This is a genomic window from Primorskyibacter flagellatus, from assembly GCF_900176485.1.
Lineage (GTDB): Bacteria > Pseudomonadota > Alphaproteobacteria > Rhodobacterales > Rhodobacteraceae > Primorskyibacter > Primorskyibacter flagellatus.
The window spans coordinates 20,939-41,396 of the sequence record NZ_FWYD01000010.1 but is presented as its reverse complement, the minus strand read 5'-3'; the positions used below and the strand labels follow the sequence as shown (position 1 = coordinate 41,396).

Annotated in this window: 21 protein-coding genes and 1 riboswitch; of the genes, 19 read left to right on the top strand and 2 right to left on the bottom strand. The window is 62.1% G+C overall.

What is annotated here, in order from left to right; genetic code table 11:
* The first annotated feature begins 136 nt into the window (after window positions 1-136).
* The 9 genes from B8991_RS13000 to B8991_RS12960 all read left to right on the top strand — a co-directional run bounded on the left by B8991_RS13000 (window position 137) and on the right by B8991_RS12960 (window position 7,934).
* Window positions 137-1,180, top strand: a complete 1,044-nt coding sequence (locus tag B8991_RS13000; protein ID WP_084353426.1) for an ABC transporter substrate-binding protein — start codon at window positions 137-139, stop codon at window positions 1,178-1,180.
* Window positions 1,177-1,998: an ABC transporter ATP-binding protein gene (locus B8991_RS12995; protein WP_235866626.1), complete on the top strand. Its 822-nt coding sequence runs from the start codon at window positions 1,177-1,179 to the stop codon at window positions 1,996-1,998. The genes B8991_RS13000 and B8991_RS12995 overlap by 4 nt, the downstream gene beginning before the upstream one ends.
* Window positions 1,998-2,801 (top strand): ABC transporter permease, encoded by an 804-nt coding sequence (locus B8991_RS12990; protein WP_235866625.1) that lies wholly within the window; start codon window positions 1,998-2,000, stop codon window positions 2,799-2,801. Before B8991_RS12995 ends, B8991_RS12990 begins: the two co-directional genes overlap by 1 nt.
* A gap of 79 nt (window positions 2,802-2,880) precedes the next feature.
* Window positions 2,881-4,245, top strand: a complete 1,365-nt coding sequence (locus B8991_RS12985) for an FAD-dependent oxidoreductase (protein ID WP_084353424.1) — start codon at window positions 2,881-2,883, stop codon at window positions 4,243-4,245.
* An 11-nt stretch (window positions 4,246-4,256) separates the two neighbouring features.
* The gene (locus B8991_RS12980; protein ID WP_084353423.1) at window positions 4,257-5,426 is read left to right on the top strand and encodes a CaiB/BaiF CoA transferase family protein; all 1,170 of its coding nucleotides are present in this window, start codon (window positions 4,257-4,259) and stop codon (window positions 5,424-5,426) included.
* Complete coding sequence (locus tag B8991_RS12975) at window positions 5,423-6,199, top strand: enoyl-CoA hydratase-related protein (protein WP_084353422.1); 777 nt, start codon at window positions 5,423-5,425, stop codon at window positions 6,197-6,199. The genes B8991_RS12980 and B8991_RS12975 overlap by 4 nt, the downstream gene beginning before the upstream one ends.
* Before the next feature lie 11 nt (window positions 6,200-6,210).
* Complete coding sequence (locus B8991_RS12970) at window positions 6,211-6,558, top strand: indolepyruvate ferredoxin oxidoreductase subunit alpha (protein WP_084353421.1); 348 nt, start codon at window positions 6,211-6,213, stop codon at window positions 6,556-6,558.
* Window positions 6,559-6,568: 10 nt separating this feature from the next.
* Window positions 6,569-7,444, top strand: coding sequence for a dihydrodipicolinate synthase family protein (locus tag B8991_RS12965; RefSeq protein WP_084353420.1), 876 nt, complete (start codon window positions 6,569-6,571; stop codon window positions 7,442-7,444).
* 28 nt (window positions 7,445-7,472) lie between these two features.
* The gene (locus tag B8991_RS12960) at window positions 7,473-7,934 is read left to right on the top strand and encodes a deoxycytidylate deaminase (RefSeq protein ID WP_084353419.1); all 462 of its coding nucleotides are present in this window, start codon (window positions 7,473-7,475) and stop codon (window positions 7,932-7,934) included.
* A gap of 84 nt (window positions 7,935-8,018) precedes the next feature.
* Here B8991_RS12960 and B8991_RS12955 read toward each other — a convergent pair whose 3' ends face one another.
* On the bottom strand, window positions 8,019-8,885 hold the full coding sequence (locus B8991_RS12955) for a hypothetical protein (protein ID WP_084353483.1): 867 nt from the start codon (window positions 8,883-8,885) through the stop codon (window positions 8,019-8,021).
* Window positions 8,886-8,997: 112 nt separating this feature from the next.
* Between B8991_RS12955 and miaB the strand changes: the two genes are divergently transcribed.
* The 10 genes from miaB (at window position 8,998) to B8991_RS12905 (ending at window position 19,802) form a co-directional block, all read left to right on the top strand.
* Window positions 8,998-10,317 (top strand): tRNA (N6-isopentenyl adenosine(37)-C2)-methylthiotransferase MiaB, encoded by a 1,320-nt coding sequence (gene miaB, locus B8991_RS12950; RefSeq protein WP_084353418.1) that lies wholly within the window; start codon window positions 8,998-9,000, stop codon window positions 10,315-10,317.
* A gap of 213 nt (window positions 10,318-10,530) precedes the next feature.
* On the top strand, window positions 10,531-11,514 hold the full coding sequence (locus B8991_RS12945) for a PhoH family protein (protein WP_084353417.1): 984 nt from the start codon (window positions 10,531-10,533) through the stop codon (window positions 11,512-11,514).
* A 50-nt stretch (window positions 11,515-11,564) separates the two neighbouring features.
* Window positions 11,565-12,071: an rRNA maturation RNase YbeY gene (gene ybeY, locus B8991_RS12940; RefSeq protein ID WP_084353416.1), complete on the top strand. Its 507-nt coding sequence runs from the start codon at window positions 11,565-11,567 to the stop codon at window positions 12,069-12,071.
* 23 nt (window positions 12,072-12,094) lie between these two features.
* On the top strand, window positions 12,095-13,027 hold the full coding sequence (locus B8991_RS12935) for a transporter associated domain-containing protein (protein ID WP_084353482.1): 933 nt from the start codon (window positions 12,095-12,097) through the stop codon (window positions 13,025-13,027).
* On the top strand, window positions 13,020-14,513 hold the full coding sequence (gene lnt / locus B8991_RS12930; RefSeq protein ID WP_235866624.1) for an apolipoprotein N-acyltransferase: 1,494 nt from the start codon (window positions 13,020-13,022) through the stop codon (window positions 14,511-14,513). The genes B8991_RS12935 and lnt overlap by 8 nt, the downstream gene beginning before the upstream one ends.
* A 38-nt stretch (window positions 14,514-14,551) precedes the next feature.
* A riboswitch (SAM-SAH riboswitch) is annotated at window positions 14,552-14,599 on the top strand.
* A 6-nt stretch (window positions 14,600-14,605) separates the two neighbouring features.
* A complete protein-coding gene (gene metK / locus B8991_RS12925; protein ID WP_084353414.1) occupies window positions 14,606-15,787 on the top strand; it encodes a methionine adenosyltransferase in 1,182 nt (393 codons plus the stop codon).
* A 264-nt stretch (window positions 15,788-16,051) separates the two neighbouring features.
* Window positions 16,052-16,894 carry a DUF1353 domain-containing protein gene (locus tag B8991_RS12920; RefSeq protein WP_179141490.1) on the top strand — a complete coding sequence of 281 codons (843 nt, stop codon included), beginning with the start codon at window positions 16,052-16,054 and terminating at the stop codon, window positions 16,892-16,894.
* A gap of 72 nt (window positions 16,895-16,966) precedes the next feature.
* Window positions 16,967-17,698: a tRNA (guanine(46)-N(7))-methyltransferase TrmB gene (trmB, locus tag B8991_RS12915; RefSeq protein WP_084353412.1), complete on the top strand. Its 732-nt coding sequence runs from the start codon at window positions 16,967-16,969 to the stop codon at window positions 17,696-17,698.
* Between the two features lie 85 nt (window positions 17,699-17,783).
* Complete coding sequence (aroA, locus tag B8991_RS12910) at window positions 17,784-19,136, top strand: 3-phosphoshikimate 1-carboxyvinyltransferase (protein ID WP_084353411.1); 1,353 nt, start codon at window positions 17,784-17,786, stop codon at window positions 19,134-19,136.
* Between the two features lie 48 nt (window positions 19,137-19,184).
* Entirely contained in the window at window positions 19,185-19,802 is a 618-nt protein-coding gene (locus B8991_RS12905) for a (d)CMP kinase (RefSeq protein WP_084353410.1), read from the top strand.
* A gap of 10 nt (window positions 19,803-19,812) precedes the next feature.
* On the opposite strand, the gene B8991_RS12900 is transcribed toward B8991_RS12905, so the two are convergent.
* Window positions 19,813-20,457, bottom strand: a complete 645-nt coding sequence (locus B8991_RS12900) for a phosphoribosylanthranilate isomerase (protein ID WP_084353409.1) — start codon at window positions 20,455-20,457, stop codon at window positions 19,813-19,815.
* Window position 20,458: the final 1 nt, after the last annotated feature.

Here is a 20,458-nt window from a genome sequence, read left to right as displayed (position 1 = left end):
TTGTCAGGGGTGGTGCGTATTATGCATCGCCGTTGGCATATCTTTGTTCTACCTGCATCGCATCAGGAATCATAGGCTTACTAGGACAAGGCCGAACAACAGGCCGGTCCCGAAACCTCAACAGGAGAGTTTGACAATGACGCGAGACACCCAGAACGGACTTACCCGGCGTAGGGCGCTCACGACCTTCGGTGCGGCGGCAGGTGCTGCCTTTGCGGGCAACTTTGTCGGTATCCAGAAAGCTTGGGCTCAGGATATGCACACGGTGTCGCTGCAACTTGGCTGGCTGGCATCGAACGGTATTCTGGGCGAGGTCGCCGCCGCCGATCAGGGGTTCTATGCGGATGAAGGCCTGGAGTTGGATGTTGTGGCCGGTGGCCCGAACATTGACGGTGTGGCTTCGGTTGCCTCTGGTCGCGCCGATCTGGGGTCGATCTCTTCCAGCCCGTCACTGATGCTGGCGCGGTCGCAGGGATTGCCGATCAAATGTATCGCCGCAGGCTATCAGCAGCACCCGTTCACATATTTTTCGCTGAAAAAGAATCCGGTGCGCGAGCCCAAGGATCTGATCGGCAAGACCGTCGCCACCAATGGCACCGCGCGCATCCTGCTTCAGGCGATGCTGGCCGCGAATGACATCCCCGAGGATGAGGTGAACGTTCTGGTCATGGGGTCTGACATGTCGCCGCTGCTGACGGGGCAGGCGGATGTCGTAACCGGATGGCGCACCAATACAAGCGCGCTGGCCGTGCTGGGCGATGACCGGGTGGATATGTCTCTGTGGGATGCGGGCGTCAAGCTATACGCAAACCCCTATTACGTCACCGATCAGACACTGGCCGAAAACCCCGAACAGGTCGAAGGCATGCTGCGTGCCAGCGCCCGCGGATGGGCCTGGGTGCATGACAACCCCGAAGCGGCGGTGGATATTCTGGTCAAGCGCTACCCCAACATGGACCGCGACAATGAATTGGCGACGGTTCAGATGGTGCTGGACTACAGCTTCAACGCCAACACGGCAGAGAATGGCTGGGGCACGATGACCCGTGAAAACTGGCAGGCGCAGATCGACGCCTACGACAATCTTGGTCAGTTCGAAAACGCGGCACCCGCCGTGGATGAAATCATGACGCTCGATGTGCTGGAAAAGACCGCTGCATCGCGTGCCAATTACGGATGACAGGTATGATGGAAGCGAAAAACTCCCTTCAAGGACAAAAGGTAGGTGCCCCTGACAAGGCACTTGCCGCCTCGCTCACCGATGCGACGGTGCGGTTCGGCACTTTCACGGCCATTGACGGGCTGAACCTCGATATCGAAGAGGGTGCCTTTTACACGATCCTCGGCCCCTCGGGCTGTGGCAAGTCCACAATGCTGCGGCTGGTCTCGGACCTGATCCCGGCGGCGGCTGGCGACGTGTCGATCTTTGGCAAGACGACAGAACAGGCGCGACTGGCGCGTGAGTTTGCTTTCGTCTTTCAGGACGCGACCTTGCTGCCCTGGCGGTCGGCGCTCAAAAATGTGGAACTGCCGCTGGAGATTGGCGCAAAACGCGGCGTTGACGTGCCCTTGGGCAGCCGCAGCCCGCGTGAGTTGCTGGAGCTGGTCGGCCTGAAAGGGCGCGAGGACGCGCTCCCCCACGAGTTGTCCGGTGGTATGCGTCAGCGCGTTGCCATTGCCCGTGCGTTGGTGTGTCAGCCGAAACTGCTGCTGATGGATGAACCGTTTGGTGCGCTGGACGAGATGACCCGCGACCACCTGAACCTGCAACTGCTGGACATCTGGCGCGAGACCGGGACGACGATCCTGTTCGTCACCCACTCGATCGCCGAGGCGGTGTTTCTGGGCCAGAAAGTCATCATGATGCGCGCCCATCCCGGACGTCTGCGCGAAGTGGTGGATATTGATCTGCCGGAACCGCGCACGATCAAGCAACGCGACCAGCAGGAATTCACCGCCTATTGCGGTTACCTGCGTGACCTACTGGAGACATGCTGATGGCTGTGGCAGAAAATATCACCATGCCCGATCTCGAAGCGGCGGAACGCGCAGAGGCGCGGCGTCGGAAGGTCGTGTCTACCGCCGTGCCGCTGGGCACCGCGGCGGCCCTGATCCTGCTGTGGCAACTGGGTGTGAAATTGTTCGGCGTGCCGACCTATGTCGCCCCCGCACCATCGGATGTGGCCGTCGCCTTTGTCGAGAAATTCGACATCCTGCTGATGAACTTCTGGCCGACGCTGATGGAAAGTGTCGCAGGCTTCGCGGTGGGCAATATCGTGGCGATCCTGATTGCCGTGGCCTTCGTGCATTCGCGCCATGTGACCATGGCCTTCTTCCCGATCGCCGTGTTTATCAACACCATCCCGATCCTGGCGATTGCGCCGATTCTGGTGCTGATCTTCGGCCCCGGCATCACCGCCAAGGTGGTCATCGCGGCCCTGATCTGTTTCTTCCCGACGTTGGTGAACATGGTGCGCGGACTTCAGGCCATCAGCCCGCAGGCGTTGGAACTGTCGCGCATCCTGTCCGCCTCCAAATCCGAGGTGTTCTGGAAGATGCGTCTGCCTGCTTCGCTGCCGTTCCTGTTCTCGGCACTGAAGATCTCGGCCACGACTTCTGTCATCGGCGCGATTGTCGGTGAATGGGTCGGCGCGGATCTGGGGCTTGGCGCATTGATCATCGACGCCACGTTCAACTTCAACTCACCCTTGCTTTACGCGACGGTTTTCATGTCCTCGGGCCTGTCGGTGCTGATGTTTGCACTGGTCACACTGGCCGAGAAACTGATCGTCCGCTGGTAAAGTAAGTCACTAAATACACACGTAAAATGGCGCCCGGTTCTGCATCCGGATCACGGCGCATCAGGAGGAGTTTGTCAAAATGACCGATCGTATCAAGGATCACATCAGCACCCGCGCCGAACAAGTGCCCGTTGTCGCAGACACCGATGTCGTGGTGATCGGCGCAGGACCGGCAGGCCACGCGGCCGCTGTTTCCGCGGCACGCAACGGCGCATCCGTCACACTGGTTGAACGCTACCACCACCTTGGCGGGATGGCCTCCGGCGGGATGGTTCTGGTGCTGGACGACATGGTGAACGAGGGCAACGAGATTGTCACAACCGGGATCGTCAGCGAGTTTGTCGACCGGATGGAACGTCAGGACGGCGCGGTTTACCCGCCCTCCGAGGATTGCCTGACCAACTGGGAGATGTGGAAAAAGTGGTCCCGCTGGGGGGCCATCGACTTTCACAAATCCGGCATGCCGCAGCCGATCATTCATGCCGTGGCCTTCGACCCCGACGCTTGGAAGCGCGTCAGCCTTGATATGGTCAAGGATGCCAATATCAACCTGCGCACCCATAGCTGGTTCTCCGAAGCGCTGGTCGAGGATAACCGCATCACCGGCGTGATCGTGCAGACCAAACTGGGCCGTCAGGCGATCCGCGCCAAGATGGTGATCGACGCGTCCGGCGATCTGGACGTCGCGTCGTCGGCCGGGGCATCCTTCATCACCGGACAGTTCATCGTCACCACGGTGTTCCGTCTGATGGATGTCGATACGAACCGCGCCGAGGCGTTCGAATACGAGAACCCGGAAGAGTACAAAAAGCTTGACCGTCAGGCGCGTCGCGTGATCGGCGGGGCTTGGGGCATGTGGTGGCTGAAGACGCCGCTGCCCGGTGTGGTGTGGTGCAACTGCCCGCATATGCCTGGCTATGACGGCATGTCGCCCGAACACATGGTCGAGGCGGAATTCGAAGGCCGTCGCCGGATGATGGAACTGCTGGAGTTTGCCCGCAAGAACCTGCCCGGTTTCGAGAATGCCAAGATGCTGGGTGCTGCCGAGCAGATGGGCATCCGTCAGACGCGGCTGTTGCAGGGCGAATATGTCGTCACCAAGGACGATGTGAAATCGCGCCGTCACTTCGCGGATTCAGTGTGCCGGGGCCGTGACTACTATACGCCGTACCGCGCATTGCTGCCCAAGGGCATCGACAACCTGATCGTCGCGGGGCGTCACTACTCGGTCGAAAGCGAAGCGCAAAAGCAATCGCGGGAGATTCCACCCTGCATGAGCCAGGGCGAGGCTGCGGGCGTCGCCGTTGCCAAGGCGCTGGACGCAAATTGCGCGCTGCGCGATGTGGACGTCACCTCGATCCAGAAACAGATGCGCGCACAAGGTGCCGATCCGGGCGATGTGCCCTCGGCCAATGCGCTTGTCGAAGAACCCGTTGACGCGTGAAGGAGTTAACTATGTCTGAACAACATCTTCCATTGGAGGGCGTTCGCGTCCTCGACTTCACCCAGGTGATGATGGGCCCCTGCGCCACGCAGATGCTGGCCGATTTCGGTGCCGATGTGATCAAGATCGAACGGCCCGGTGCGGGGGATCTGTCGCGGAACTTCTTCGGCGAAACCTCGGAGGAGGCGATGAACAACGCGGTTTTCGCCTCTCTCAACCGCAACAAGCGCTCGGTGGAGATCAACAGCAAATCCGACGAAGGCCGTCAGATGATCTATGATCTGGTGGCGCAGTCCGATGTGGTCGTGGACAACTTCCGCGCTGGCGTGATGAAACGTCTGGGCTTTGATTTCGAGACGCTGAAAAAGATCAATCCGCGGATCATCTGCGCCTCGGGCACAGGGTTCGGCGAGGTTGGGCCATATGCCCACAAGGGCGGGCAGGACGTATTGGCGCAAGCCATGACCGGCGTGATGGAAAAGACCCAGGATCCCGCGATCCCGAAGTCGATCTACCCCACCACGCTGTGCGACTACACGGCCGGCATGCATATGGTGCAGGGCATTCTTGCCGCGCTTCTGGGGCGCGAGAAAACCGGACGGGGTCAGAAAGTCGGCGTCTCGCTCTACGATTCGATCATCGCCATGCAGATGCAGGAGGCCGCGCAATGGTCCAAGCATCGCGAGGTGCTGAACTGGGCCGCCATGCCGCTGACCGGCGTGTTCGACACCACCGACGGTGCGGTCGTCGTGGTCGGGGCCTTCAAGGTCAACCCGCTGCAAGACATCTGCAAAGCGCTTGATATCGAGGATCTGTCGCCGGAATACCCCAACCTGACTGCTCAGCGGGCCAACAAACCTTATCTGCAAGGTCGGTTCCGCGATGCCTTTGCCACCAACACGACCGCCTATTGGATCGAACGGCTGGAAGAGCAGGATCTGCTTTGCGCGCCGGTAAAGTCGCTGGGCGAGGCGCTGGACGATGAGCAGACCAAGGCAAACGGAATGCTGGTTGATATGGAGCATCCGATCCTGGGGCATCTTACGCTTGTCGGATCGCCCGTGCACCTCAGCGAGGCACCGGTCATCATACGCCATACACCGCCGAAACTGGGCGAGCATACCGAAGAAGTGATCCGCGAGCTTGGCCTTACCGCCGAAGCCCGAAAGGAGGCCGTATGAGCGTCCTGTTCGACGTCAAGGATCACGTCGCCTATGTCACCATCGACCGCGCCGACAGGATGAACGCGGTCGATCCGGACACCGATGCGGCGCTCAACGACATCTGGCAGCAGGTTGAGGCCCGCGATGATATTCGCTGCGTCGTGCTGACCGGTGCGGGAGAGCGCGCCTTCAGCGCCGGTGCCGACATGAAGGCCGGCGGTGGCCATAGCGGTCTGGAATACTGGGCCGCGGCCAACCCGAACGGGTTCGGCGGCATTGCCCTACGGCAAACGCTGAACGTGCCGGTGATCGCGCGTGTGAACGGCCTGGCCCTTGGGGGCGGGTTCGAGATGGTGCTGGGGGCGGATATCGTCATCGCGTCCGAGTCCGCGAAATTCGGACTGCCCGAAGCCAAGGTCGGCCGGCTGCCGCTGGATGGCGGCATGGTCGCGCTGCAACGGCTGATCCCGCGCAACATTGCCGCTGGCATCATGCTGACCGGCCGAATGCTCAGCGCCTCGGATGCCGCGCATTACGGGCTGGTCAACGCGGTGGTGCCTGCGGCGGATCTGGATGCCGAGGTTGCGGCCTGGGTCCAGGACATCCTGTCCTGCGCGCCGCTTTCCGTCGCCGCGATCAAGGACACGCTGCGCAACACCGCGCATCTGACACCGACCGAGGCGCGCGATCTGCGCCGCCCCGCGCTGGTGACGGCCCTGCAATCCGAGGATTCCGAAGAAGGCGTTCGCGCCTTTCGTGAAAAACGCGCCCCTGTTTGGCAGGGCAAATAACCGGAGGAGACATGGCACTCGTCATCCAGAACCAATGCATCGACATCAAGGACGGGATTTGCACCACGTCCTGCCCGGTGGACTGCATCTACGAAGGCGAGCGGATGTACTACATCCATCCGACCGAATGCATTGAATGCGGCATGTGCGAATCCATCTGCCCTGTCGATGCAATCCGTTACGACGACGAGTTGGACGCCGAAAACGCCGTGTTCGCCCAGATCAACCGAGAGGTTTTCGAGGACGAAAACGGCGAGATCGTTGAACCGGGCGGATGGCGCAAAGACGACCCGCCCGTACCCGATCACCCCAAACTTGCAGATTACGCCCGGCGCGAACCTGCCGATCAGGAAAGTTGAGGAGACATTCATGCAAGGTATCATTGCCGCCGTGCCAACCCCCGTCGATGCGGCGGGGGTGCCTTCGGAAACGCTGTTTCTGGAACATGCACGCTGGGCACTGGCCAATGGCTGCGACGGGCTGAACGTGCTGGGCTCGACCGGCGAGGCAAACAGTTTTGACAGTGCCACGCGCCGTCAGATCATGGCTTGGGCGGCGCGCGGGCTGGATCTGGACCGGCTTATGGTCGGCACCGGCACGCCGTCACTGGCCGAAACGATATCCCTGACCATCCATGCGGATGATCTGGGCTATCCGGTCGCGCTTGTGCTGCCACCCTATTATTACACGCCGCCATCGGAGGACGGGCTGGTACGCTGGTACACGGCCCTGCACGAGGCTTTGGGCGATCGCCCCATAAAGGTCTGGTTCTACAACTATCCGCAGATGACCGGCTTTGTGATCCCTGAAGAGGTGATCGCCCGTTTGCACGCTCTGGCACCGGAGCGGTTCAACGGGATCAAGGATTCCTCGGGTGATCTGGACTATTGCCGCCGGATCGTCACGGCGCATCCGGGTTTCGCTGTCTTTCCCAGTTCCGAAACCAGCCTGTCGGTTGCGCCAGAGGCGGGCTTTGCCGGCTGCATCTCGGCCACGGTCAACCAGTCTGCACCGCTTTGTGCGCGGGTCTGGAAGGGCGAGGCCACGCCCACTCTGATGGAACAGATCGGCAATATCCGCGCAGCCATCGCGGCCGGACCGCTGATCCCTTCGGTCAAGCATCTGGTGACGCGGCGCACCGGCAACCCGCTTTGGGCTAACGCTGTGCCGCCCTTCACCAAACTCAGCGACCCGGAACGCGCGGCACTGGATCACATGGTCCCCGAAGAAGAGACGGTCGCCTAGATCGCCCTATAAACAGGAGGCCTTTCCCATGGCTAATGAAGACGTCTGGGCCACACGCTTTGTGGCGCTCGCCCGAGAGATGGCAAGCTGGTCCGAAGATCGCGACCGGCATGTCGGTGCGGTGATCGTGGGGCAGGGCCACGAGGTTCGCGCAAGCGGTTATAACGGCTTGCCGCGCGGGGTTTCCGCGGCAGAGGACGCGCGGTTCGACCGGGCCAGTGGCGAGAAATTCCACTGGGTCGAACATGCCGAGCGCAACGCGATCTACAACGCTGCGCGGTCCGGCGCGGCGCTGGAGGGCTGCACGATCTATGTCACGCGGTTTCCCTGCGCCGATTGCGCCCGCGCGATTATCCAAAGCGGCATCGCCTGCGTGGTCAGCCCGGCCCGTCCGGAAAACGACGGCGCGCTGGATCATAGTTTTGAGGTGTCCGAGGTCATGCTGGCCGAAGCAGGCATCGCTTTCACGGCCGTCCCTGAATTGCCGTGAGCTGTTGTCGCGCGACTTCGGAAAACCTGCTTCGGACGGCAGCGCGCCATCCGGAGCGCGGCGGGATATGGGATTGATTTTCCTTTAGAACCACTGACCCGGTTCCATCAGTCCGAGATCAAGCAATTGACGTGAATTCCACTTGAATTGCGTCGAATTGTGCCAGCGGAAATTCTGGATCTCGAAGGTGGAGCCGGGGTTGCGTTTCAGCGCCTTCGCGGTGCGAAAACTGGCAATGACCGAGGTCAGGTTGTGATGCCACGGACAGGCGAAGGTGTTGAACTCTTCGTCGTTGAACGTGTGGTCGTCGCGCAGCAGCAGCCCCGGCTTGGCGCGAAACAGCGAGATCCGGTCAATGCGGCGACGACCCTGGGGGACATGCTCTTCGTAGCGCCAGCGCAGACCGCCGTAGAAATCGAGTTGCCGCTCCTTGGCTTCATGGCTGATCGGATCCTTGCGCGCCAGAGCGTAATACCCCGACATGTCGACCCAGGCATCCTCCAGCGATACGGCATCGGGGTTCTGCACAAGATCGCCGGCATAAAGGTCCAGAACAGTGCTCAGCATCGCGTCGCGCCGTTCCTCGGCATGAAAGCCGAGCATTTCGCCAATCGTGCGGCTTTCGCAGAACGGGAAAAACAGATATTCGGCATTGTAGCAGTAATGCAGCCAGACGCCGGGGGCGGCGGCAATGACGGCGTTGACGGCATTGGTCAATGCGCCCTCGGTGCCCATGTCGTAGCTGACCTGATGCACGGTGGTCGCCAGATCGGGCGGCAGCGTTGCCCCCTCGCGCATGAAGGCCACGATTTCCGCGAAACCTGTCTTGTGCTGGTGGCGCAGGGTGCTTTCAATCTCGACATCATCTTCGGAAAAGACCAGCGCGACCGGTCCTTTTGCCAGCGCCGGTTTGCCCTTTTCCAGAAACGCCGATAGCCCCGGATAGATCATCGTGTCTGTCGCCCCTCTGAGGTTTGACGCAAAATCGGTGATATCGCCATGCATTGCAACCCACCGCCATTTTGCGATATGCCGCCGCTCTGAGACATGCGAGGATTGCGCCATGACCGCGCCGAAAAAACTGTTCATCAAGACCTATGGCTGCCAGATGAATGTCTATGACAGCGAGCGTATGGCCGAGGCCATGGGCGGGCAGGGCTATGTCCAGACGCAGACGGCCGATGACGCGGACATGATCCTGCTCAACACTTGTCACATTCGTGAAAAGGCAGCCGAGAAGGTCTATTCCGAACTTGGGCGCTACAAGGGGCTGAAGGTGGCCAAGCCCGATCTGAAGATCGGTGTGGCGGGCTGTGTGGCGCAAGCCGAGGGCGAAGAGATCATGCGCCGTCAGCCGATGGTCGATCTGGTTGTTGGCCCGCAAAGCTATCACCGCCTGCCCGAGATGGAGGCGAAGATCCGTGAAGGCAAAAAGGCGCTGGATACGGATTTCCCCGAAGAGGGCAAGTTCGACAAGCTGATCGCCCGGCCCAAGGCCAAGCGTGGCCCCACCGCGTTTCTGACCGTGCAGGAAGGCTGCGACAAGTTCTGCGCCTTTTGCGTGGTGCCCTATACGCGCGGCGCAGAAGTCAGCCGCCCCGTGGACCGTGTCTTGACCGAAGCGCGCGATCTGGTCGAACGTGGCGTGCGCGAAATCACGTTGCTGGGTCAGAACGTCAACGCCTATCACGGTGCGGGTCCGAACGGCGATATGGGGCTTGCACAGTTGATCTGGGCGCTCAATGACGTCGATGGGCTGGAACGCATCCGCTTTACCACCAGCCATCCCAACGACATGGACGATGCGCTGATCGAAGCGCATGGCGACTGTCCAAAACTGATGCCTTACCTGCATCTGCCGGTGCAGGCCGGGTCCGACAAGATCCTCAAGCGGATGAACCGCAGCCACACCGCCGCCAGCTATCTGCGCGTCATCGAACGGCTGCGCGAGGTACGTCCCGACATCCATATTTCCGGCGATTTCATCGTCGGCTTTCCCGAAGAGACTGAAGAGGATTTTCAGGCCACGCTGGATCTGATCGAGGCCGTCCGCTATGGCTCTGCCTATTCGTTCAAATATTCGACCCGCCCCGGCACCCCCGCCGCAGAGCGCCCGCAAGTGCCCGAGGATGAGAAGGACGATCGTTTGCAACGTTTGCAGGCGCTTCTGACGCGTCAGCAACGGCAATTGCAGGACGACATGGTTGGACGCGACGTCAGCGTGCTGTTCGAAAAGCCCGGCCGCGAGGCAGGGCAGATGGTCGGCAAATCGGAATATCTGCATTCGGTGCATGTCACCGCCGACGGCGTGTCGCCGGGCGATATGGCGCGGGTGCATATCCTTGAAAGCCGGACAAATTCCCTGTCCGGGCAGCTGATTTGAGGTTGCTTGCACCGGCAGGCTTCAACGCTTCGGCATGGCGGGGCGCAAGGCGGGTGGCCGACAGCGCCTGTCCCGCCTGATGGGCGGCATTTCACCCAAACGGAACAGAGAACCGTCATATCTCTGTCAGATACATCACATTTTGCGTGTTAGGCTTGCGCTACCCACAAGCTGTTGGCACGATCATGGTGACTCGCAGCAGTGGAGAATTGCGTGGATACAGGCACATTGACCGAAGTCCTGATTGAATTTCCCGACAATCGATTGCTGATCGACCTGTGCGGCGAATATGACCGCAACCTTGCCGATATCGAAAAGCGCCTTGATGTGCAGATCGTGCGCCGTGGCAATCTGCTGGCTATTCTCGGGGAAGAAAGCGCCCAGATCGAGGCGCGAGACGTGCTCAATGCGCTTTATCAACGGCTTGAGGCCGGACGCACCGTCGATCCCGGCGATATTGACCGCGAGTTCCGCATGAACGCGCCCGAAGAAACAGCCCCCGGTGCCGATGCACAGATGGAGATGTTCTCCGGCGGCAAGGTCGAGATCAAGACCCGCAAAAAGCTGATCGAACCCCGCACCGACGCGCAAAAGGCCTATGTCCGGTCGCTCTTCAACAATGAGCTGGCTTTCGGGATTGGCCCGGCGGGCACCGGTAAGACCTATCTGGCCGTGGCCGTGGGCGTGAACCTGTTCATCTCGGGGGCGGTTGACCGGATCATCCTGTCGCGCCCGGCTGTCGAGGCGGGCGAAAAGCTGGGCTATCTGCCCGGCGACATGAAAGACAAGGTCGATCCCTACATGCAGCCGCTTTACGACGCGCTGAACGACTTTCTGCCCGGCAAGCAATTGGCGAAGATGATGGAGGAAAAGACCGTCGAGATCGCGCCACTGGCCTTCATGCGGGGGCGCACGCTGTCCAATGCCTTCGTGGTGCTGGACGAGGCGCAGAACGCCACGACCATGCAGATGAAGATGTTCCTGACCCGTCTGGGCGAAGGCAGCCGCATGGTCATTACCGGCGACCGGACGCAGGTTGACCTGCCGCGCGGCATGCCCTCCGGTCTGGCCGATGCCGAACGGCTGCTAAGCCACATCCCGAAGATCGGCTTCAATTACTTCACCTCTGCGGATGTTGTGCGACATCCGCTGGTGGCCGCGATCATCAGGGCCTATGAGGGCGATTCTCAGGGCTAGGGGCAATGCGCCAATCATGGCGCAGATGCCCCGGCTGGATGGACAAGACAATGCTGACCGACACGATTATCGAGGATGACCGCTGGCAGGCGCTCGGGCTTGCCGCGCTGGCCGAGGCGGCGGCGAAGGCAACTCTTGCCCGGCTGATGCTGGACCCAGCCGAATTCGAGATCGCCTTGCTGGCCACCGACGATGCCCGCATCGCCGTGCTCAACGCCGATTTCCGGGACAAGCCGCAGCCGACAAATGTGCTGAGCTGGCCATCGGACGAACGCGGTGCCGAGGCCGACGGCGACGCGCCGGAACTGCCCGCCCCGGACCCCGACCCGGAACTTGGCGACATCGCCATCGCCTATGACACCTGCGCACGCGAGGCGTCCGAGGCCGGAAAATCGCTCAGCGATCATGTGACGCATCTTATCGTGCATGGTGTTCTGCACCTTCTGGGATATGACCATGTGCGTGACCGCGATGCCACGTTGATGGAATCACTGGAACGCGAGATACTTGGCAACATGGGGTTGCCTGACCCATATAGGGAAGATGACAGGGTCTGATGGCCCGCCTCTGGACAGGAATGATGGACGACAACGAAGAAGGCAGTTCTAGCGCAGCGCAAAGCGCGCAGGACGAAGAACAACAAGACCGGCCGGAAGGATTATTCCGCCGCATTATCGGGGCGCTCAGCCCCAACGACACTGCTGAAGACGCGCCTGACCCCGATCCCGCGGGCAGTGCTGTGCTTTTCTCGCGCGGCATGATCAATCTGCGTCGGATGCGGGTCGAAGACGTTATGGTCCCCAAGGCGGACATCATTGCCGTTCCCGACACAATCGAAAAACGCGATCTGGTGCAGGTGTTCCGCGACAGTGGAATGACCCGTCTGCCGGCGTTTTCCGGCACGCTGGATACGCCCGTGGGCATGGTGCACCTCAAGGATCTCGCGCTCAGCCACGGGTTCAATGGCAACACCACCGAATTCGATCTCGGCACGATGCTGCGGCCGTTGTTGTTTGTGCCGCCGTCGATGCCGATCGGCGTGTTGCTGACCAAGATGCAGACCGAACGCAGACATATGGCGCTGGTGATCGACGAATATGGCGGCGTTGACGGGCTGGTCACGATCGAGGATCTGATCGAACAGGTCATCGGCGAGATCGAGGACGAACACGACATCGACGAGGGGCAGAACTGGACCCGCGAAACGCCGGGCTGCTATCTGGCGCTGGCCAAGACCCCGCTGGAAGAGTTCGAGGCAGAGATCGACCTGCAACTGGCCGATGGCGAAGAGATCGACCGTGAAGAGATCGACACGCTTGGCGGCCTGGTTTTCGTGCTGGCAGGCCATGTGCCCGCGCGGGGCGAGATGGTGCCGCACCCGTCCGGCGCGGAATTCGAGGTTGTGGATGCCGATCCGCGCCGCATCAAGCGTCTGCGCGTGCGTCTGCCGGGCGCGACCGTGGGGCAAGGGGGCAGAGCGGCTGTGCCCTCACAACAGGCTGCAAGTGGCTGACCAGACGGCGCGGGTGGGGCGACAGGATCGTTGGTTCTGGCACCTGCCGCTTGCCGCCGCTCTTGGTGCCGGGGCCGCGTTGGGGCAGGCACCTTGGGATATTCTGTTCATCGCCATTCTATGCTTTGCTTGCGGGTGTTTTCTGTTTCGAACCGCCCAGTCCGCGCGCGCCTCGGGCTGGACCGGATGGGCCTTCGGGACCGGATATTTCGCGCTCGCCCTTAGCTGGATTCCCGAACCGTTCATGGTGGACGCCGCGCGGGACGGATGGATGGCACCCTTCGCATTGGTGGGTATCTCTGGCGGGCTCGCGCTGTTCTGGGCGCTGCCCTTCTGGCTGGCGCATCGCTTTCGGGGCGGGCTGCTTCTGCTGGTCCCGCTCTGGGCGCTGGCAGAGATGGCGCGCGGCACGGTCCTCACCGGGTTTCCCTGGGGGTTGCCGGGCTACGCATGGGCACCGGTGCCTGCCGTACAATGGGCCGCTGTCATCGGCACTTACGGACTGAGCTTCGTCCTCTTTACCATCGCGGCGATGCTTGCAACCTTGCGCGCAAGCACGGTGCTGATCGCTAGCGCGGTGACAGCGGCGTTGATCGGAACGGGGGCCTGGATGGGCGGCAGCCGCGCGCCGGATGCCGATGCGCCCGTGGTGCGCCTGATCCAGCCCAACGCCGCCCAGCATGAAAAATGGAACCCCGACAAGATTCCGACCTTCTTCAACCGGCAGGTGGACTACACCGCCGCCGAATCGGACCCGCGTCCCGATCTGATTGTCTGGTCCGAAACCGCACTGCCGACATTGCTGAACCACGCCGATGAGGCTTTGGCGATCATCTCGGATGCGGCGGGGCCGGTGCCGGTTGTGCTGGGCCTCCAGCGGGAAGAGGATTTCACCTACTACAATTCCGCCATCGTGCTGGACGGCAGCGGCACCGTCACGCAGATCTACGACAAGCATCACCTCGTGCCATTTGGCGAATACATGCCCTTTCCGGATCTTTTCCGGAACCTCGGAATCGAGGCTTTGGCGCAACGCGTCGACGGCAGTTATGGCTCGGGTCCGGGGCCGCGATTGCTTGATCTTGGCAAACTGGGCCAAGCGCTGCCGCTGATCTGTTACGAGGCGGTGTTTCCGCAGGATCTGCGCGGCACCGACCGCCCGCGCTTTCTGCTGCAACTGACCAATGATGCGTGGTTCGGTCAGTATTCCGGGCCCTATCAACATCTTGCTCAGGCGCGGTTCCGCGCCATCGAGCAGGGTCTGCCATTGCTGCGCGCCGCCAATACCGGTGTGTCTGCGGTGTTCGATGCGCGCGGGCGGATGACGGCCAGCCTTGGATTGGGGCAGGCGGGCTATGTCGATGCGGCGTTACCTGCGGCCTTGCCGCCAACGATTTATTCACGCACCGGCGATAGTCCCCTGCTGGTGTTGTTGGTGTTGCTCAGCTTGGGCGCGATCTGGCGGGCGACCCGCGTTTCGCGTTGACCACCTCTGCCTGCCGACGTATCCCGACCTAACTGAAAATCCCGTCACAACGGCTTCCTGGCGTGACGGCAGACATCAATGGAGCACTTCCCATGTCGCGAAACAACTATATCTTCACCTCCGAGTCCGTCTCGGAGGGCCACCCCGACAAGGTTTGCGACCGGATTTCCGACGCAATCCTGGATGCGTTCCTGACCGAAGAATCCTCGGCGCGGGTCGCCTGCGAAACCTTCGCCACCACCGACCGTGTCATCATCGGCGGCGAGGTACGCCTGTCCGACGAGGACAAGGCGCGGAAACTGAGCGACGACATGGCCAGCGTCGTGCGCGACTGCGTTCGCGATATCGGCTATGAGCAGGATAAATTCCACTGGAAGACGCTTGAAGTGACGAACCTGCTTCACGCCCAGTCCAAACATATCGCGCAGGGTGTGGATGCCGCCGAAGGCAAGGAAGAGGGCGCCGGCGATCAGGGCATCATGTTCGGCTATGCCACCAACGAAACCGATGCGCTGATGCCCGCGCCAATCCAGTTCAGCCACGCCATCCTGCGGCGGCTGGCAGAGGTCCGCAAGGACCGCACCGAACCCACATTGCGCCCCGATGCCAAATCCCAGATCTCGCTGCGCTATGAAGACGGCAAGCCGGTCGAGGTTATGTCGATCGTGCTGTCCACCCAGCATTCCGAAGAGAGCCAGACAAAGGACGATATCCGCGCCATTGTAGAGCCTTATATCCGCGAAGTGCTGCCCTCTGGCTGGATCACCGAAAAGACGCAGTGGTGGGTCAACCCCACCGGCACTTTCGTCATCGGCGGGCCGGACGGCGATGCGGGCCTGACGGGTCGCAAGATCATCGTGGACACCTATGGCGGGGCCGCACCCCACGGGGGCGGTGCGTTTTCCGGCAAGGATCCGACCAAGGTGGACCGGTCCGCCGCCTATGCCGCGCGCTACCTGGCCAAGAACGTCGTCGCCGCAGGCATGGCCGAACGCTGCACCATCCAGCTCAGCTATGCCATTGGTGTTGCCCGGCCTCTGTCGATCTATGCCGACACGCATGGCACCGGCGCGATCGAGCCTGCCGCGATCGAGGCCGCGATCCCCCGGATCATGGACCTTAGCCCGCGCGGTATCCGCGAGCATCTGAAGCTGGACCGCGCGATCTATCAGGGCACCGCTGCCTATGGTCACTTTGGCCGCGCGCCGGAGGAAAATGGCAGTTTCAGCTGGGAACGTACCGATCTGATCGAGGCGCTGAACAAGTCCGTCTGAAACGCAAGGAAACCCGCCTGTCCCGTGAAGCGGGACAGGTGCCATTCCCGGTTCGTGCCATCGGGGGATTGCAATAGCTGCGCTTGTCCTGCCCGGCAGAGTTTCTCAAGCCTGAAAGAAATCCGGACCATCGCTTGGGGTTGATCCCCGGAAGGGCCTTCGCCTATCGTGCGCCAAATCTTAATTTTTGGTTAATTTGGTGTGCACATGTTACGAATTTCTGCGTTTTCCGCAATTTGTCTAAGCCTTCTGGGCTGCGGCCCGATGCTGGCAACACAAGAAGAGCTTGATACCCGGCAGGCGCTTGCCGCGCAACAATGCGAAGGGCCGTCCTCTGACAGTTGCCAGTTCATCAACAGCCCCGTGAAGCTGCAAAACGACAGCGTCCGCATCGGCTCGCGTCTTGCGGATTTTTATCCGACCGCAGAGCGGCTTGAATTCGTTGATGTCACGCAGCGTCGCTGGGTCGCGCCAGAACGCACGCTGACGGATGGCGCGTCGATTCCACGGATCTTCGTGCCGATTGTCGGGTCGCCCAGGTCGCAGGAATTTGTCAACGCCGCAGCAATCCACGACGCCTATTGCGGTATCGGAAACGAGCAGCTGCCGGAATATCACTCAGCCCCCTGGCAGGATGTGCACCGCATGTTCTACGATGCCCTGCGCGTCGGCGGCACCGAAGCAGGCCGTGCGAAAGTGATGTTTGCCGCCGTCTATCTGGGCGGTCCGCGCTGGAACAGCCCGCCTGAGCGCCTGGATATGGTGCCGGATGCCTACCTCAGGGATGCGATGATCAAGACCCAGACTTACATCGGTGAAAATGATCCTACGATGCCAGAGCTGCTCGCCTATCTGAAATGGCTGGAACGCAGGCTGATCAAGAAATGGGTGCCGGCCAACGAGGATGGCGACAACAATAGCCGGAATGGCCGGGCCGAAACGGGCAGGGACGCTCAGGACGGCGGCACTGACAACGGTGCTGGCATCGCGGGTGGCGAAATCATCGACGGCCCTGCTAGACAAGACGGCGGCACCTTGGCGTTGACTGGCGCAAACTCTGCCGACGGTCTGGCCACTTCCACAGATGTGACCCGCGCTGCCCGCTAACTGGGCTGACAGGGTCGACATTGGGCCGTGCGGCATTGCGCTGCACGCCGCACCGCGCTAGACGCTCTGCCCATGACCGGACAGGACAGGCGTGATACGCACCCTTCAGGCGCCCCGTGGCGCAACTTTTACGGCCGTTTCAAGGGCAAGGCCCTGCGGCCCAGCCAGGAGGTTTATCTTCAGGAAGACCTCGATGCGCTGTCGCCCGGCACGGTGGACTGGGAAACCAACCCGGATCGCAACCCTCTGGATCTTACGGGCCTGTTTGGCGATGCCCCGGTCTGGCTGGAAATCGGCTTTGGCGGTGGCGAGCACATGGTGCATCAGGCCGTGCGCAACCCCGGCACCGGGATCATCGGCTGCGAACCCTATATCAACGGCGTCGCGATGTTGCTGGGCAAGATCCGTGATGCGGGGGCCACCAACCTGCGGGTTCATCCCGGCGATGCGCGCGATATGTTCGACGTGCTGCCAGAGGCCTCCATCGACCGTGCCTTTCTGCTCTATCCCGATCCCTGGCCGAAAAAGCGCCACCACCGCCGCCGGTTCGTGACGCCCGATCACCTCGCACCACTGGCCCGCGTGCTGAAACCCGGTGCGATCTTCCGCGTGGCGACGGATATTCCCGACTATGTACGCCAGACTCTGGAACAGGTCCCGCGCTTTGGCTTTGACTGGCTGGCCGAACGCCCGCAGGACTGGCGCGAACCGTGGGAGGACTGGATTCCCACCCGCTACGAGCAGAAGGCCCTGCGCGAAGGCCGCAGGCCGCATTATCTGACCTTCCGCCGAACGAAAGGCTGACCAAGGGCCGCACGACAGGTGATTTACGCCCCCTTCCGCTTGCGCTATCAGACGACCAACTCGCAGTTCACGCAAAGGTCTTCAGATGTCTGCACATGGCACCCCGATCCCGATGATGTCGCGCAAGTCCGGTCCGCTTGTCGGAGAGGCAAACGTACCGGGGGACAAGTCGATCTCGCACCGTTCGCTCATCCTTGGCGCGATGGCCGTGGGCGAGACGCGCATCACCGGCCTTCTTGAAGGGCAGGACGTGCTGGATACCGGCAAGGCCATGCGCGCCTTCGGGGCCGAGGTCGAGGATCTGGGTGGCGGCAATTGGCGCGTGCAGGGCGTGGGTGTCGGCGGCTTTGCCGAGCCCGAGAATGTCATTGATTGCGGCAACTCGGGCACCGGCGTGCGGTTGATCATGGGGGCCATGGCCACCACGCCGATCTCTGCCACCTTCACCGGCGATGCCAGCCTCAATTCGCGGCCCATGGCGCGCGTCACCGATCCGCTGGCGCTGTTTGGCGCGCAGGCAGTGGGGCGTGCCGGTGGCCGTCTGCCGATGACAATCGTGGGGGCGGCAGATCCGGTCCCCGTGCGCTACACCACACCCGTCCCGTCTGCGCAGGTCAAATCCGCCGTGCTGCTGGCGGGGCTGAACGCGCCCGGCCAGACAGTGGTGATCGAGAAGGAAGCCACCCGCGATCACACCGAACGGATGCTGGCAGGCTTCGGTGCCGAGATCACCACCGAGGTCACCGACGAAGGCCGCGTCATCACCCTGACCGGCCAGCCGGAACTGAAGCCGCAGGACATCATCGTGCCGCGCGACCCAAGCTCTGCCGCCTTCCCGGTCTGTGCCGCGCTGATCACCGAAGGCTCGGACGTGCTGGTGCCCAATATCGGTTTGAACCCCACGCGTGCGGGTCTGTTTACCACCCTGCGCGACATGGGCGCCGATCTGACTTACGAGAATGAGCGTGAAGAGGGCGGCGAACCCGTTGCCGACCTGCGCGCGCGCTACTCGCCCGACATGAAGGGCATCGACGTGCCGACCGACCGTGCAGCCAGCATGATCGACGAATACCCTGTGCTGTCGGTCGTCGCCGCCTTTGCCAGGGGCCGCACTCTGATGGCCGGCGTCAAGGAATTGCGCGTCAAGGAATGTGACCGCATTGATGCGATGGTGACGGGCCTGCAAGCCAATGGTGTGCAGGTTGAGGAAGGCGACGACTGGTATGCCGTCGAAGGGCAGGGGCCGGGTGCCGTGCAAGGCGGGGCCGAGGTGCAAAGCCATCTTGACCATCGAATCGCCATGGCGTTTCTGGTGATGGGGCTGGCCGCGCAAACCCCGGTGCGGGTCGATGATGGCGGGCCGATTGCGACCTCCTTCCCGATATTCGAGCCGCTGATGGCAGAACTCGGGGCACAGATCGAACGATCGGCGACCTGACGCGCGCCGCGCAAGCGGTTTTACAACCTCATTCAGGGGGAATTTTTATTGGCTTTCACCATTGCAATCGACGGGCCAGCAGCCGCAGGCAAGGGCACGCTCTCCAAGGCGGTGGCCGCGCATTTCGCCTATGCCCATCTCGATACCGGCCTTCTTTACCGGGCGGTCGGACGGCGGATGCTGGACGGGGTTGACCCGTTGGAGGCCGCAACCTCGCTGCTGGCCGAGGATCTGGACGCGGATGATTTGCGCACGCCCGACGTGGCACAGGCCGCCAGCCGGGTCGCGGTGATCCCCGAGGTGCGCGCCGCATTGGTCGATTTCCAGCGCGCGTTTGCGCGGCGCGACGGCGGGGCCGTGCTGGACGGGCGCGACATCGGGACGGTGATCTGCCCCGATGCCGAGGCCAAGCTGTTCGTCACCGCCAGCGCCGAGGTGCGCGCCGAACGCCGCTTTCGCGAATTGCTTGACCGGGGGCTGGAGACCACGTTTGAAACCGTCCTTGCCGATGTTCGCGAACGCGATGCGCGCGACATGGACCGGGTGGCGGCACCATTGCTGCCGGCCGAGGATGCCGTGCAAATCGACACATCGGGCATGAGCATCGACGATGCCGTTGCCGCCGCGATTGCTGCCGTTACCGAAAAGGGCGCGACGCAGGCCTAGTCACCTTGGCCTAGATCCCGCGCACCGCCTCTGCAAACGCGGAGATTTTGGCGGCATCCTTCACGCCCGGCGCGCTTTCCACGCCAGAGGACACATCCACCTGCCGCGCGCCGGTCATCTGAACCGCCAGCGCCACGTTTTCCGGTGTCAGTCCGCCTGCCAGCATCCACGGCACCGGCCAGCGACGCCCGGCGATCAGCCGCCAGTCAAAGGCAAGCCCGTTGCCGCCCGGCAAATCGGCCCCTTTCGGCGGCTTGGCATCGACCAGAAGCTGGTCGGCCACACGGCCATAGCTGTCCAGCGCGGGCAGATCCTCTTCCGACGCAACCCCGACCGCCTTCATCACCGGCAGGCCGTAACGCGCGCGAATCTCCTGCACCCGCTCGGGCGTTTCGCGACCATGAAGCTGCAACATATCCAGCGGCACCTGATCGGTGATCTCGTCCAGCAGCGCGTCATCGGCGTTGACCACCAGCGCGACCTTCGCCAATCCGGGCGGCGTCAGCAAGGCAAGCGCGCGCGCCTGCGTCACCGTCACGTTGCGCGGGGATTTCGGGAAGAACACGAAACCGGCATAGGCCGCACCCGCATCGGACACGGCCTGAATATCGGCCTCTGCGCTGAGACCACATATCTTTACACGGATGTCGGGCATG